The sequence below is a fragment of the Tautonia plasticadhaerens genome, from assembly GCF_007752535.1.
GTDB lineage: Bacteria > Planctomycetota > Planctomycetia > Isosphaerales > Isosphaeraceae > Tautonia > Tautonia plasticadhaerens.
On record NZ_CP036426.1, the window covers coordinates 444,703 to 458,937 of the forward strand.

Here is a 14,235-nt window from a genome sequence, read left to right on the forward strand (position 1 = left end):
ACGGGTCAGGCGCGGTCGGATCGATCGCCATGCGATCGCGGCCGTCCCCCCTGCTCTGTCCCCTTCTATCGCCGATCGCGGCCCGGTTGTCTAGCGAGGTCGAACCGCTCCGGCCGGCCCGGGGCGGCCGGGATCGCCTCGATCACCTCGCCGACGGGTTGCTTGCTCGCCTCGTCGAGGCAGACCAGGGGACACTTCTCGTGGTAGGTCCGGGGGTCGACGTCCAGGACATCCTCCATCTCCGCCACGAACTCGGCGTTCGCCTCCGGCGGGACTGGCTCGTCCGGGGACGCCGCACCAATCCCCATCATCCTCGCGTCGGCTGTCGCGTCGGGTCGGGCGGACGATGGGGCGGGGCCTTGGCCGCCGGAATGCCGGACCCAGGAGGGGCGTCCCGGACAAGCTCGAGGACGGCCTCGGGACTCGCGTCCCCGCGGAGTGCCCGCTCGATGATCGGTCTGATCCGGTAGTTCGCCATCGGCTCGTCGATCATATGGGAGGAGCCCTGGCCGGGCAGCTTGATGATCAGGGGGACATGCCGATCGTCCGTATCCTGGACGCCAAGGAAGTGCGCCCCGTGATCGGCCGTGATGACGATTGTCGCGTCATCGAAGCGGTCCGCATCGCGGAGGCGCTGGGTGAGTTGTCCGACGATCTGATCGACATAGAGCAGACTTCGCTCATATCCCTCCGGCTGGCTCGGTCCCAAGGTGTCGTACCCCGCATCGGCGTGGCCGAAATACGTGCCATCCGGCTTGAAGACGTAGGGCCTGTGGGGGATCGGGAAGTGGGAGAGCAGCAGGGTGTTGGACGGAGCCTGATCGAGGACCCCCAGGGTCTCGTCGAGCACGTCTTGATTCACGTCGTACCAGTGCCGGCTATTGATCGGCCGTATGAGCTTATAGTAGAGCCGCGGGCTGATCGGGTCGGTCCCGTACTGGAGGTTGCGGACGCAAACGAGGGCCATCTTCTCGATGAGCCGATCCCCCTTGCGCAGGACCGGCTGCGACACGCAATAGTCCAGCGCGTCGCCCAGGAGCTTCCGGTAGGGCAGATAATACCCGACCAGGGCCGTCTGGTAGTCCTGGTGGCGGGCCAGCTCGAAGAGGCTCGGGGACGAGGCGGCACGGGTCCAGGGCGCGGTGGGATGGTGACGGCCCTCCTGGCGATCCTGGGAGAACGTCCGCCCCGTTTCCTCCTGATGGATAATGCCGGCCATTGAGAAGAGGGTCGTGGACGCCGGAGACTCGGCCCGCCGGAAGACGAGCGAGCGGCTTGCCAGGTCGCGCAGGTTGCCGAACTCGGGCCGGATCTCGCCGTCCTGGGTCATCCGCTCGTACGACAAGCCGTCGAAGACGAAGACGAAGATCGGCTGGGCCGACCGTCCTGCCTCCCGGAAGCGAGGCCTGGGCTCCCAGGACGGGCCCCAGGATGGGAGCGTGAGGAGCTGGAGGCTGAGGATCGCGAACACGGGCGAGATGCAGAGACAGGCGTTCTTCGCATAGCGTGTCAGGCGAGACCCGGGGTGCCCGAGCGAGAAGCCGATGATCGCGGCCACGACGATCCAGGCGAGCTGGAACAAGACCGAGTTGGTATGCCTGAGGGGATCGTTGAAGGGCTCCGGGTTGTGCAACAGGAGCGGCTGGATGATCGAGAGCAGGCCGCTCGCAAGCAGCAAGAGGAGGAGGTGGTCGTAGATCCTCAGCCCTCGTGTCCACCGGAGGGCGGCCAGCAGCTCGGCGACGGCAGCCAGGACGCCTGCCACGAGGATGATGGTCAGGACGACGGCGGCGCCATCCGCTCGTTCCCAGTGCATGAAGAAGGTGCTGTTCCTGGTGAGATGGGATCCGATCTGACGGGAGAACAGGAGCGTCATCACGGAGAGGGCGACCAGGAATGCGGAGCCGAATCGTCGCAGGGCCATCGTTCAGGCCTTCTTGGTGAGGAGCATCAGCGTCCGGGGCGAGTCGGGGATCGGCTGCTCGTCGACGACCTCGAAGGCGGTGGCGAAGGCGTCTCGGCAGGCCTCGATGGTGAAGTCGTCGTGGCGGGTGCTGCGGAAGGTCATCAGGCGCCGGAACATCGGGTCGTGCGGCGGCACGAACTCGAGGATCACGTGCCGCCGCGTGAGCGCCGCGAACAGGTCGCGGATCGCCGGCAGCGGGAGGTTGCCGCTGACGTGCAGGTGATGGATCAGGGCCAGGGCCAGGACGCAGTCGGCGCCGACCCGGTCCAGGAAGCTGGGCCGCTCGCGGTTCAGGTAGCCGATCGCCGGGCTCGGGCTGCTCAGGTCGAGCACCATCGGCGTGATCGCGGCCGATTCGTTCCGGAGGCGTCGATGGAGCAGCTCCACGGCGTCGTGGTCGGCGTCGGCCGCCACGACCCGCGCGCCGCACCGGGCCGCGATCCGGCTGTAGTCGCCGGTATTACAGCCGATGTCCAGGACCGTGGCCGGGCCGATCGATCGCAGGTACCGTTCGACGGCCGCCTTCTTGGCCGCCTCGGACTGGTCGGCGTAGCTGCAGGTGGAGGTGTAATCGGACCAGGTGCTGCGGGGCCGGTAGCCGTGGGCCAGGGCCCGGACCTTGGTGCGGAGGCGTCGCAGGTTCATCAACTGCGCACGCGGGTCCGGGTTCTCCCGCTCCAGGCGGGACCGGCCGTCATTCGTCATCCGGGAGGCCCGGCGATGGAACAGCAGGGGCAGGGTCACGTCGAGCAAGTTGCGAGGGCGCCACCGCCCCAGCCGGCCGAGGCTGCGGGAAACCTGCTCGAGATCCCGGCCGCCGAGGCTGCCGACGAAATACGAGCGGAGGTCCCAGCCGTGGTGGCGGTGCAGGAGCAGCGGGAAGGTGAACATCTGCCCGAACTGGCCCAGGGCGATCCAGACGTCGAGCCGTGCCGGCCGCTCGATGGACGAGACGTCGATGAAGACCGGCCGGCCCCCCATGAACTGGACGTTGTAGGGCGTGGCGTCCTTCAGCGAGTGGCCCGCCTCGAGCAGGCGCTCCTGGAGGTCGAGCGTCAGCAGCGCGGCATCGGCGAGCATCGAGGCCGACCACTCGTAGGGATAGGTGATCGGCTCGATCAGGTCGTGTTCGACGAAGTGCTCGTAGCCCGGGTGCTCGTGGCGAAGGGTCGACAGCAGTTCGGGATCATCGACGGGACGCGTGCCGACGAGGAGTCGCTGCTCGATCAGCCGGCCGAGCACTCCCCCGTCGATTAACTCGCCGAGGATGCGATGGCAGTCCCGATCGATCGCCCGGAAGATGCGACCATCTCGGCGGAAGACATAACCGGAGGGATCGCGAAACGACGCGGCATCGCGCTGGCTGCGGCTCTCATCCATCATCATCGCCCGGGGATTATCGGGGTGGCGCAAGGGCGGTGGGGCGGGGCCGGGACTCGATCGGCTCGGGCCCGCGGTTGGGGGCGGGCCGTCGGAGAATGGCGATCGAAGGGAGCAATCGCTTCCCCGGGATCGCTCGCCCCTGGGCCCTCGATTTGATCGATGGAGACCTCGACCGGCCCCGCACCGGTTCCCATCAGCCCGGCCGGCCTGCGGGCGGGCCGGCCATGGTTAAGAAGCTGATCGCGGGATCGAGTTCCGGGGGAGGACCCCCGTGGTCGGCCGGACGATCTCCGGGAGCGGCCGATTCGCCGGGAGTCTCACGACTGCCTGGGGAGCTGATCGGACGTGCGATGCCCCACCACCCTGCCGAGGAGCTTCCGCGCCGAATTGCGGAAGAACGCGATTCCCCCGATGATACCACCGATGAGTAGCTGAAGGAGGATCGTCCCGGAGATGGGGTCGATGTACGCGAGAATGTGCATCCTGGCAGCTCCCTTCCGTTCCACTGGGGCGATGTGCCGCCCCAATGAGTAGGAGAATCAAACTAGTTCGGTTACGGAGCGGTCTTGCCTCCTGGGATCGTAGGGCAGCCCGGGGTGCGATGGTCCGGCCATCCAACAGCCATGGAATCTTCACACTATGGACACAAATGTCCGCTCCTGCAAGGGGCTGGCCAGGAGGATTGCAAAGTCGCTGATCCAAGGCATCATTGAACCGCAAGGCTTTCCGGAGCTCTCACCTCGACTGATCGCCCCGAGCCCGGATCGGGAGGTCCTCGGGCACCCCGGGCAGCAGCCGCAAGGCCGTCGGGCCAGTGTCCCGCAGCATCGCCACCCGCTCCGCCAGACCGGGGCGCGTACGCCGCCGACGATCCTCGTCCCACCAGCGATCATTGATAAAATGCAGCCCGTTCTCGACCGACGAATGGCCCCGGACCAAGTCCATCAACCGACCCGGACTCACCGCCTCGAGTGAGAGGCTGGTGACCGGGCTTTGGCCGGGCGAACCGCTAGCCTAGCGAGCGCGTCCCCCGGCCCCGGAGCAGGCCGTCGGCCCAGGCGGCGTCCTCGCGCGAGAGCGGCGGGGCCGCCTCGGCCTTGTAGTCGATCCGGCCGTATCGGCCGTTCTCGTAGGCCAGGTCGATCAGTTCCTGGAGGTCGAGCGGCACGTCGGCGTCCCCATCACGGAGGGGGATGGGGATGATCGGCAGGCGATCCCGGAGCGGGACGCGGAACACCTCGTACCGATCGCGTCGGCTGGCCCTCCAGGAGCAGATCTGGTAGGTCGTCCGGGCCCGGGCCGGGATGTGCTCGGGGCGCGATAGCAGGCCCCGCTCGCCGTCTCGGAGCAGGTCGATCTCGACGAGGTTGACGCCTCTGTCCTTGAGCTCATCCTGCGTGCGGAGGTGCAGCTCCCGGCCGGGCCCGGGCAGCTTGTTCGAGAGGCTGAGGAACTCGATCGACGTGACGAGCCGGCCCCCCGATCGGAGGTCGACGACCTGGATCGATCGGAGGTGCCGCTCCATCTCGTGGAGGTGGATCAGCACCGGTTCGGCCACGGCGAGCCCCGATTGCCCGGCGACGACCGGGGCCGTCGTCGACCGTCTCGCCTCCTCGATGATCGCGATGTCCGGCGCGACCCGGCGGTCGAAGCCGGAGGGATCTTCGATGTAGAGCCGCTCCTCGACCCGGGCCCGGAGGTCGCGGGGCAGCCGGCGCTGGAGCGCGTCTCGGGTGTATGCCGTCAAGCTGACGTGGACGTCGGTCCAGAATTGCTCGAGATACGGGTCCATGCCCGGGAAGGGGCTTTTCATCGTCGGATGGCTCCCGAAGCGAGGAGGGCCCCGCCTCGGCCATCATCTTAGCAATCGGACGACCCCCGGAGGAAGTTTGGGGCGGGACTGGCCGGGCCGGTCAGCTCTCGACGCACTCGCCCCGGGGGTAGGAGCCGAGGACTTCGAGGCGCTCGCAGCGCTTGCGGACGAGTTCGAGCGCCTTGGAGACGGGGGGATCCTCGGCGTGGCCCTCGACGTCGAGGAAGAAGAGGTAGGACGGGTCCCGGCCTGGGAGGTTCTCGGCGGAGGAGGGGAAGGACTCGATCATGGTCAAGTTCAGTCCGCCCTTCTCGAAGGGGGCGAGCACCTTGGAGAGGGCGCCGGCCTGGTTGGAGATCCGGAGCAGGAGCGTGGACTTGTCGCGCCCGGTGCGGGCCTCGGACTGCTCGGCGATGACGGCGAACCGGGTGACGTTGTAGGGCTGGTCCTCGATGTTCTCGGCGAGGATGTCGAGGCCGTAGGCGTCCCCGGCGGTCCGGCTGGCGATGGCGGCGGCGAAGGGTTCCCGCTGGGCGATCTCGGCGGCGTGGGCGGTGGAGACGACCTCGTGCAGCGTGGCCTGGGGCAGGTTCTTGCTCAGCCAGTGGCGGCACTGGGAGAGGGCCTGGGCCTTGGAGAAGACCCTGCGGACGTCGGCCCAGGGGGTCTTGCCGAGCAGGCAGTGGTGGATCCGGAGCTTCACCTCGGCCCGGATCTTCAGGCCGGAATGCCGGGTGAACATCTCCAGGGTGTCGGAGATCCGCCCGTCGGTGGAGTTCTCCAGGGGGACCAGGCCGAACTGGACGTGCCGGCGGTTGACCTCCTCGAAGACCGCGGCGATCGAGCCGACGGGGACGTGCTCCACGGCGTTGCCGAACTTGGCGATCGAGGCGAGGTGACTGTAGCTATATTTGGGCCCCAGGCAGGCGACCCGCAACGTGCGCTGGATCGACCGGGAGCCGCTCATCAGCTCCCGGAAGATGAGGCGGACGGTCTGCTCGGGGAGCGGCCCCTGGCTCTGCGAGAGGGCCCGGGCGATGACCTCCTCCTCGCGGGCGGGGGACCAGACCTCCAGGCCGTCGCGCTCCTTGACCTGGCCGATCTGGGAGGCGACCTCGGCGCGGCGGTTGAGCAAGACGACGAGTTCCTTGTCGATGCGGTCGATCTCGGCGCGGAGTCCGGCGAGGGTGGGGGCCCGTCGGGCGTCGGCACGGCCCCGGCCCGGTCGGCTCGATCCGTCGGGGCGCGGGCTGCCGGGGGGCTTCGTCGGCATCGGGGGTCTCGTCGAGGCGGGCCGTCGGCCCCGGCGGGGGGCGGGGGGGCGGGACTTAACTCAAGATGATTGAAGTGATTACAGTGATCGAGCCCGGTTGTCAAGCGAATTCGCCCCGGCCCTTCCGCCCCCGGCGGCCATCGAATACAATTCGAGTCCTGGGACACCCCGTCCCGGCCGATCGAGGCTCCTGTCATTTCGGCAGACGCCCCGAAGGCGGGTCGAGACGGATTCTGCCATTTCGGCATTCGGCGCGGGCGGGCCGCCGACGGTCCATTCGGGGCGTTTTTCCGGAACAACTTCTCTGGCGTTGGGTTATGGCGTGGCGAATTGGGGTCGTCCGGGGAGTGGTACACCGCTTGCGGTCTGATTGAAACAACTTCGGCTCGGAGGCCATGCGCCCGCCCGACGGTCGGGAGGGGAGGCGGGCGGACGGGCGAGGCCCCGAGGTCCGGCAAGGACGATCGCGGCGCGTGACGCCGGAAAGGAGCATCGACGTGGCGGAAGGCGAGAAGATCATCGGCATCGACCTGGGCACGACCAACAGCGTCGTCGCGGTGATGGAGGGCGGCGACGTGACGGTCATCGCCAACCAGGAAGGCAGCCGGATCACCCCGTCGGTGGTGGCCTTCACCAGCAAGGGGGAGACCCTGGTCGGCGAGCCGGCCAAGCGGCAGGCGATCACCAACCCGAGGGGGACGATCTACTCGATCAAGCGCTTCATGGGCCGTCGCCACAGCGAGGTCCAGGGCGAGGAGAAGATGGTCCCCTACGAGGTGACCGGCGGCCAGGGAGACTTCGTCCGGGTCCAGGCCGGCGGCAAGGACCAGACCCCCCCGGAGGTCTCGGCGCTGATCCTCCGCAAGCTGAAGGAGGCGGCCGAGAGCTACCTCGGGCACAAGATCCGCAAGGCCGTCATCACCGTGCCGGCCTACTTCAACGACAGCCAGCGCCAGGCCACCAAGGACGCCGGCCAGATCGCCGGCCTGGAGGTGGCCCGGATCATCAACGAGCCGACGGCCGCCGCGCTGGCCTACGGCCTGGACAAGAAGAAGAACGAGAAGATCGCCGTCTTCGACCTCGGCGGCGGCACCTTCGACATCTCGATCCTCGACGTCGGCGACGGCGTCTTCGAGGTGCTCTCGACCAACGGCGACACGCACCTCGGCGGCGACGACTGGGACGAGGCGCTGATCCACCACATCGCCGACCAGTTCAAGAACGAGCAGGGGATCGACCTCCGCAAGGACCAGATGGCCCTGCAGCGCCTGAAGGAGGCCGCCGAGAAGGCCAAGAAGGACCTCTCCTTCCAGTCCCAGGCCGACATCAACCTGCCGTTCATCACCGCCGACCAGAGCGGCCCGAAGCACCTGACGATGACGATCAGCCGGGCCGAGTTCGAGAAGATCACCGACAGCCTCTTCGAGCGCTGCAAGGGCCCGGTGCAGAAGGCCATGCAGGACGCCGGGCTGAAGCCCAGCGACGTCGACGAGGTGGTGCTCGTCGGCGGCTCGACCCGGATGCCCCGGATCCAGCAGATCGTCAAGGACATCTTCGGCAAGGACCCGCACAAGGGGGTCAACCCGGACGAGGTGGTGGCCGTCGGCGCCGCGATCCAGGGCGCCGTCCTCACGGGGGACGTGAAGGACCTGCTGCTGCTGGACGTCACCCCGCTGTCGCTGGGGCTGGAGACCAAGGGCGGCGTGATGACCGTCCTGGTGCCGAGGAACACGACCATCCCGACCGAGAAGAAGGAGACCTTCACCACGGCCGACGACAACCAGAGCGCCGTGACGATCAAGGTCTACCAGGGGGAGCGGCCGATGGCGGGGGACAACCGCCTGCTCGGCGAGTTCAACCTGGACGGCATCCCGCCGGCGCCGATGGGGGTCCCCCAGATCGAGGTGACCTTCAACATCGACGCCAACGGCATCCTCAACGTCTCGGCGCGCGACAAGGGGACGAGCAAGGAGCAGAAGATCACGATCCAGTCCTCCGGCGGCCTGAGCCAGGACGAGATCGAGAAGATGCGTCGCGACGCCGAGAGCCACGCCGCCGACGACAAGAAGCGCCGGGAGCTGGCCGAGGCCCGCAACGAGGCCGAGCAGCACGTGTACCGGATGGAGAAGCTGATCTCCGAGAACAAGGAGAAGCTCTCCGAAGGCGACGTGTCGGCCGTGCAGGCGGCCATCGCCAAGGTCAACGAGGTGCGCAACACCGACGACGTGGCCGCGATCCGGTCGGCGATCGACAACCTGATGCAGGCCAGCCGGGCGATGTCGGAGCACCTGTACGCCGCCTCCCAGGCCGGCCCGGGCGCCGGCGGCCCCGAGGCCAGCGGCCCCGGCCCCGAGGCCGGCGGCGACGGCCCCCAGGGCGGCGTGTCGCCCGAGGATGTCATCGACGTCGAGTTCGAAGAGAAGAAGTGACCCGATTCGGCCGGCCCCCCTCGCCGTCGAGGGGGGCGGCCGTCGGGTCGTCTCGCCGTCGGGGACCTGGGCGATGCCCGGCCCGGCGCGCCGACCGGGGCCTCCGTCCCGACGACGAACAATTGATCCGCCCGGCCCGAGCGACGAATCGCCCCGGGCCGGGCATTCGCCCCGGTCCCCGGGAGGATGGCCCATGACCCTCGACGACGCCAGGCCGGTCTACCCCCTACTCGTCCGGATCGCCCGGGAACTGGCCGAGGACGCCAAGGCCGGCCGTCGCGGCACCTGGGTGACCTACGACGACCTCTGCCGCCGCTGCGGGGAGGAGCTGGGCATCAAGGAGTCCCCGCGCACCGTCTTCGCCCGTCGGCTCCGGCCGATCCAGGCCGCCTGCGTCGAGCAGGAGAAGCCGGACCTCTCCAGCCTCATCATCCAGAAGCCCAAGCGGAGCGACTCCGGGGAGCTGCTCCGCCCCTCCGCCGTCTGGTGGGAGCTGTACGTCTCCCGGGGCGAGGCCGAATCCGAGGACGTCCGCTTCTGGTTCGACCGCTACAAGGTCGCCCGGGACCACGGGGACTGGCCCGACGAGCCGTTCTTCTGAGGCGGGGCGGGGCCCGCCGGTGCTGGCTCGCCCTGACGGGCTCTGGAGGCGAGGTCATGGCATCGTCGACCGAGGTCGCTTCGTCCCAGGCGCGGGCCCCCGAGGCTCCGTCGGGCCCCGATCGGGCGGCCGACCCGCTGGCGATGGCCGATCAGGAACAATGGTACGATCGTTCATCGATCCGGCATGACGCCCTGGTCGCGATCGAGGACCAGACCCCCGAGGATTTCGAGCGCCTCGCCCCGGAGAACGCATTCTGCGATTATATTGATGGGGTTGTGTATATACCTTCTCCCGTCTCGGATCGGCACCAGCACCTCTCCGGGTTCTTCTACCACCTGCTGGATGGCCTGAGCTGCGAGCGGCCCATCGGCGAGGTGCTCCGGGGGCCGGCAGTCCTCCGGGTCGGCGAACGCCGCAAGCTCGAGCCTGACGTCTTCGTCAGGCCGGCAGGGCCGCCCCGGCCCGATCAGCCGCCCGCCATGCTGGTCATCGAGGTCCACTCCAGATCGACCAGGGACTTCGACCTCGGGAAGAAGCTCACCATCTACCGGGACGCGGGCATCCCCGAGATTTGGCTCGTCGACGAACTCGGTCGGGATCGCTCGGTCATCGTGGAGCGGAAAGTCGGCGAGGGATATCACCGCGAGGGCGATTCCGAAGGACGTCCCTCGTCGACGGCCATCCCGGGTTTCTGGATTGAGGTCTCCTGGCTCTGGGAGTAGCCCCTACCGAGCCGTCGGGCCTGCCTCGGGCATATTCTCGCGGGAGAGGCGCCGGACGGGCCCGGCTGATCGGCGATCCCACCCATGACCGACCTCGACACCCTCATCCGACGCGCCTGGCCCGTGCTCCGGGAGGCGATCCGCATGGGGCGGACCGTGACGTACACGGAACTCGCCGGGAGGGGGGGGCCGCCCCTGAACCGGAGGCACCTGCACCGGCAATTGCTCATCCCGCTCTCGGCCCGATGCCGACGCGCCGGGCTGCCGGACCTGTCGAGCCTGGTCGTCCGCAAGGACACCGGGCAGCCCGGCGGCGGCTGGCACGCGATGGAGCCGGGCGCCGGCCCGGACCCGGACCGCGCCTGGGCCGAGGCGCTGGAGCGCTGCCTGGCGTTCGAATGGCCCCGGGAGGTCCCGCCCGCACTGCTCGGCGAAGGCGACGGCGATTGACGGCGGATCGGGGCATTTTCGGGCGAACGGGCGGCCGAGATCCGTCGTATTGCATCGGACAAGCGATTCCACAGGATTCCAAGTGAGGGGGGGCCGGGTCGACGCGGTCCCGGCCGGGAAGGGGGGATAAGATCATGGCATTCCGATTCGACAAGTTGACGCTCAAGAGCCAGGAGGCGGTGCAGAAGGCCCAGGCGATCGCCCAGGAGCGGAGCCACCAGCGGCTCATGCCCATGCACCTGCTGTCGGCCCTGCTGGACCCGGACCAGGCCGTCGTGCGGTCGATCCTGGAGCAGCTCGGCGTCAACCCGGGCCAGGTGAAGAAGGCGAGCGACCAGGGGCTCGACGCGCTGCCGAAGGTCTCCGGCGGCGAGACGACGATGAGCCCTGAGCTGGGCCAGGTCTTCGAGGCGGCCCAGGCCGAGGCCGACCGGATGAAGGACCAGTACGTCTCGGTCGAGCACCTGCTCATCGGCCTCTGCCGGGTCAGGAGCCGGGCGCAGGAGGTGCTGGAGGCGGTCGGCGTCGTCGAGCAGGACATCCTCAAGGCGTTGCGGAAGGTGCGTGGCGGCCAGGCCGTCACCGACCCGAACCCGGAGGACAAGTACCAGGCCCTGGAGCGCTACGGCCGCGACCTCGTCCAACTCGCCCGGTCGGGCAAGATCGATCCGGTGATCGGCCGGGACTCGGAGATCCGACGGGTCGTCCAGGTCCTCAGCCGGAGGACGAAGAACAACCCGGTGCTGATTGGCGAGCCGGGAGTCGGCAAGACGGCGATCGTCGAGGGATTGGCCCAGCGGATCGTCTCCGGCGACGTGCCCGAGACCCTGAGGGACCGCAAGCTCATCGCCCTCGACATGGGCGCCCTGATCGCCGGCACGAAGTACCGGGGCGAGTTCGAGGACCGGCTCAAGGCGGTGCTCAAGGAGGTCACCTCGTCGGAGGGGAAGATCATCCTCTTCATCGACGAGCTGCACCTGGTCGTCGGCGCCGGCAAGGCCGACGGCGCGATGGACGCGGCCAACCTGCTCAAGCCGGCCCTGGCCCGGGGCGAGTTGCGCTGCATTGGCGCCACCACCCTGGACGAGTACCGCCAGCACATCGAGAAGGACCCGGCACTGGAGCGTCGGTTCCAGCCGGTGTTCGTCGGCGAGCCGACGGTCGAGGACACCATCTCGATCCTCCGGGGGCTGAAGGAGCGCTACGAGGTCCACCACAAGGTGAAGATCAAGGACTCGGCGCTGGTGGCCGCGGCCAAGCTCTCCGACCGCTACATCACCGACCGCTTCCTGCCCGACAAGGCGATCGACCTGGTCGACGAGGCCGCCAGCCGGCTGTCGATGGAGCAGCAGTCGGTGCCGACCGAGATCGACGTGCTCCAGCGCAAGCTCCTGCAATTGCAACTGGCCGAGCGGATGCTCCAGGGCGAGCAGGAGGAGCACGCGCAGGATCGGCTGGCGGAGGTCGAGGACCAGATCGCCGACATCGAGCGGGAACTGCAGGACCTCCGCCGCCAGTGGGAGCTGGAGAAGTCGGGCCTGGGGGACGTGCACGGCATGCGGGAGCGGCTGGCGCAGGTCCAGGTCGAGTTCGGCCGGGCCTACGACGACCTCCGCCAGATGCAGCAGCGCGGCGAGCTGCCGGGCGAGGACCGCTACCGGGCCCTCGCCGCGCTCGACGCGGAGCGGAAGGAACTGGAGCGGCGGATCGCCGAGGCCGAGTCCCACGCCGAGGCCGACGAGCAGGCCGAGGAGGGCCGCCGGCTGCTCAAGGACGAGGTGGACGCGGAGGAGATCGCCGAGGTCGTCAGCCAGTGGACCGGCGTCCCGGTCAGCCGGATGCTGGCCACCGAGCGCGAGAAGCTGCTGAAGCTGGAGGACCACATCCACCAGCGGCTGGTCAACCAGGAGCAGGCGGTGCACGCCGTGGCCGAGGCCGTCCGACGCGCCCGGGCCGGCCTGCAGGACCCGAACCGGCCGATCGGCTCGTTCCTGTTCCTGGGCCCGACCGGCGTGGGCAAGACCGAGCTGGCCAAGGCCCTGGCCGAGTTCCTGTTCGACAGCGAGCAGGCGATGGTCCGCATCGACATGAGCGAGTACGGCGAGCGGCACAATGTCGCCCGGCTGATCGGGGCCCCTCCCGGCTATGTCGGCTACGAGGAGGGCGGTCGCCTGACGGAGGCCGTCCGGCGCCGGCCCTACTCGGTGATCCTGCTCGACGAGGTCGAGAAGGCGCATCGGGACGTGTTCAACGTCTTGCTCCAGGTGCTCGACGACGGCCGGCTGACCGACGGCCAGGGCCGGACGGTCGACTTCCGGAACACGGTCATCATCATGACCTCGAACCTGGGCAGCCAGGCGATCGCCGAACTGGCCGGGGCCGACCGCGAGGGGGAGATGCAGGCCGCCGTCAGGGAGGTGCTCCGCCGCGAGTTCCTGCCGGAGTTCCTGAACCGGATCGACGAGACGGTGATCTTCCGCCCGCTCGGGATGACCGAGCTGACGAAGATCGTCGATATCCAGCTCTCCCGACTGGAGCGATTGCTCGCCGACGCCGGCCTGTCGCTGCGGGTCACGCCCAAGGCGAAGTGGCAGCTCGCGGAGGAGGGGTTCGACCCCACCTTCGGCGCCCGACCGCTGAAGCGGGTGATCCAGAAGCGCCTGGCCAACCCGATCGCCACCGGCCTGCTCGATGGCTCGATCCCCCGGGGATCGGCCCTGCAAATCGACTGGGACGAGGACGGTGGCCGGTTCACGTTCGCGCCGGTCGAGGCCGCTGCCCCGGCCGGGGCGTGAGCCGGGCACCCGGGTGGATGAATTGAAGGCGGGGGGCGGATGGCGGAGGCGGGCCGTCGGGGGTGACCCGGGCGGCTCGACTCCGGCACCCGTCCCCCCGCCCTCTCGTGTTGCCGTGATGCCGACGGCCGGCAGGGGCCGGGGGAAGGCCGGATGATCGGCGGATTCCGCTTGACAGGAAGGATCGGTGCGGGGCACCATTGAGCACGACACCAATTCCCCGCCCCCACGAGGATCGTGGAATCCCGTCGGATCACCGCTCAATCTCATGAGTGACCGGCTCGCCCGACAGCGCTGGTGGATCACCTGCCTCTACGGCCTCGCGGTCGTGCTGGTGCAGGGATTCCACACCCATCACGCGCCCGTCGCGGTCGGCGATCCCTTCGCGGACGCAGGGGCCTGCGGGGACGAGCATCCCGAGGGGGACCCCGGACGAGGAGGCCCGGCCTTCTCGAACTGTGCCTCGGATTGCCCCTCCTGCGACTTTACCCTGACCCATCAGGCGTCGCTGGCCGATCGGGAAGTCTTGCCCGAGCCGGTCCGACTCACCCTCCCCCCCTGCTCGGCACCGACTGAGCCGGACACCGCTCCCGTCCGGCCCCGGAGTCGCGCCCCTCCCCTGGCCTGACGGGGCGATCGAGCGAGCCTCGTGTCGGCGTCTCGTCCCCGAGGCCCGACCCGGCGTGATCGATCGGCCGGGCATCCGTGCGCCCGGAGGTCCTCGTCGAGAAGTCGAGGCCGGTCGCTTGGCATCAGCCCGACTGCCGATCGATCGGTCCGCCTGACCCGGCCGCGTCCGG

At 69.0% G+C, this 14,235-nt stretch carries 13 protein-coding genes; 6 read left to right on the top strand and 7 right to left on the bottom strand.

Going from position 1 to position 14,235, the window contains the following annotated elements; all coding sequences use genetic code 11:
* Window positions 1–65: 65 nt before the first annotated feature.
* The 7 genes from ElP_RS01685 to pheA form a co-directional block, all read right to left on the bottom strand.
* Complete coding sequence (locus tag ElP_RS01685) at window positions 66–311, bottom strand: hypothetical protein (protein ID WP_145266655.1); 246 nt, start codon at window positions 309–311, stop codon at window positions 66–68.
* Window positions 308–1,924 carry a sulfatase-like hydrolase/transferase gene (locus tag ElP_RS01690; protein ID WP_145266657.1) on the bottom strand — a complete coding sequence of 539 codons (1,617 nt, stop codon included), beginning with the start codon at window positions 1,922–1,924 and terminating at the stop codon, window positions 308–310. Before ElP_RS01690 ends, ElP_RS01685 begins: the two co-directional genes overlap by 4 nt.
* 3 nt (window positions 1,925–1,927) lie before the next feature.
* Window positions 1,928–3,352 carry a class I SAM-dependent methyltransferase gene (locus ElP_RS01695; RefSeq protein ID WP_145266659.1) on the bottom strand — a complete coding sequence of 475 codons (1,425 nt, stop codon included), beginning with the start codon at window positions 3,350–3,352 and terminating at the stop codon, window positions 1,928–1,930.
* Window positions 3,353–3,666: 314 nt separating this feature from the next.
* Window positions 3,667–3,831, bottom strand: a complete 165-nt coding sequence (locus ElP_RS37515; protein ID WP_197446641.1) for a hypothetical protein — start codon at window positions 3,829–3,831, stop codon at window positions 3,667–3,669.
* 253 nt (window positions 3,832–4,084) lie between these two features.
* The gene (locus ElP_RS01700) at window positions 4,085–4,294 is read right to left on the bottom strand and encodes a hypothetical protein (RefSeq protein WP_145266661.1); all 210 of its coding nucleotides are present in this window, start codon (window positions 4,292–4,294) and stop codon (window positions 4,085–4,087) included.
* Between the two features lie 64 nt (window positions 4,295–4,358).
* On the bottom strand, window positions 4,359–5,162 hold the full coding sequence (locus tag ElP_RS01705; RefSeq protein WP_145266663.1) for a DUF4058 family protein: 804 nt from the start codon (window positions 5,160–5,162) through the stop codon (window positions 4,359–4,361).
* 100 nt (window positions 5,163–5,262) lie between these two features.
* A complete protein-coding gene (gene pheA / locus ElP_RS01710; protein WP_145266665.1) occupies window positions 5,263–6,435 on the bottom strand; it encodes a prephenate dehydratase in 1,173 nt (390 codons plus the stop codon).
* A 497-nt stretch (window positions 6,436–6,932) separates the two neighbouring features.
* On the opposite strand from pheA, the gene dnaK reads away from it, so the two are divergent.
* From dnaK to ElP_RS01740, 6 genes are all read left to right on the top strand, one after another.
* Complete coding sequence (dnaK, locus tag ElP_RS01715) at window positions 6,933–8,864, top strand: molecular chaperone DnaK (protein WP_145278140.1); 1,932 nt, start codon at window positions 6,933–6,935, stop codon at window positions 8,862–8,864.
* 193 nt (window positions 8,865–9,057) lie between these two features.
* Entirely contained in the window at window positions 9,058–9,465 is a 408-nt protein-coding gene (locus tag ElP_RS01720) for a hypothetical protein (protein WP_145266667.1), read from the top strand.
* Between the two features lie 56 nt (window positions 9,466–9,521).
* Window positions 9,522–10,190: a Uma2 family endonuclease gene (locus ElP_RS01725; protein WP_145266669.1), complete on the top strand. Its 669-nt coding sequence runs from the start codon at window positions 9,522–9,524 to the stop codon at window positions 10,188–10,190.
* An 84-nt stretch (window positions 10,191–10,274) separates the two neighbouring features.
* Window positions 10,275–10,640, top strand: a complete 366-nt coding sequence (locus ElP_RS01730) for a hypothetical protein (protein ID WP_145266671.1) — start codon at window positions 10,275–10,277, stop codon at window positions 10,638–10,640.
* Between the two features lie 134 nt (window positions 10,641–10,774).
* A complete protein-coding gene (gene clpB, locus ElP_RS01735) occupies window positions 10,775–13,435 on the top strand; it encodes an ATP-dependent chaperone ClpB (RefSeq protein ID WP_145266673.1) in 2,661 nt (886 codons plus the stop codon).
* Window positions 13,436–13,703: 268 nt separating this feature from the next.
* Window positions 13,704–14,063, top strand: a complete 360-nt coding sequence (locus ElP_RS01740) for a hypothetical protein (RefSeq protein WP_145266675.1) — start codon at window positions 13,704–13,706, stop codon at window positions 14,061–14,063.
* Window positions 14,064–14,235 lie beyond the last annotated feature (172 nt).

Bases quoted from the DNA above. Each gene is read 5' to 3' on its own strand.
- ElP_RS01705 (WP_145266663.1), bottom strand. From the start codon at position 5,162: ATGAAAAGCCCCTTCCCGGGCATGGACCCGTATCTCGAGCAATTCTGG.
- ElP_RS01725 (WP_145266669.1), top strand. From the start codon at position 9,522: ATGGCATCGTCGACCGAGGTCGCTTCGTCCCAGGCGCGGGCCCCCGAG.
- ElP_RS01700 (WP_145266661.1), bottom strand. From the start codon at position 4,294: ATGGACTTGGTCCGGGGCCATTCGTCGGTCGAGAACGGGCTGCATTTT.
- pheA (WP_145266665.1), bottom strand. From the start codon at position 6,435: ATGCCGACGAAGCCCCCCGGCAGCCCGCGCCCCGACGGATCGAGCCGA.
- ElP_RS37515 (WP_197446641.1), bottom strand. From the start codon at position 3,831: ATGCACATTCTCGCGTACATCGACCCCATCTCCGGGACGATCCTCCTT.
- ElP_RS01730 (WP_145266671.1), top strand. From the start codon at position 10,275: ATGACCGACCTCGACACCCTCATCCGACGCGCCTGGCCCGTGCTCCGG.
- ElP_RS01720 (WP_145266667.1), top strand. From the start codon at position 9,058: ATGACCCTCGACGACGCCAGGCCGGTCTACCCCCTACTCGTCCGGATC.
- clpB (WP_145266673.1), top strand. From the start codon at position 10,775: ATGGCATTCCGATTCGACAAGTTGACGCTCAAGAGCCAGGAGGCGGTG.
- ElP_RS01690 (WP_145266657.1), bottom strand. From the start codon at position 1,924: ATGGCCCTGCGACGATTCGGCTCCGCATTCCTGGTCGCCCTCTCCGTG.
- ElP_RS01685 (WP_145266655.1), bottom strand. From the start codon at position 311: ATGATGGGGATTGGTGCGGCGTCCCCGGACGAGCCAGTCCCGCCGGAG.
- ElP_RS01740 (WP_145266675.1), top strand. From the start codon at position 13,704: ATGAGTGACCGGCTCGCCCGACAGCGCTGGTGGATCACCTGCCTCTAC.
- ElP_RS01695 (WP_145266659.1), bottom strand. From the start codon at position 3,352: ATGATGATGGATGAGAGCCGCAGCCAGCGCGATGCCGCGTCGTTTCGC.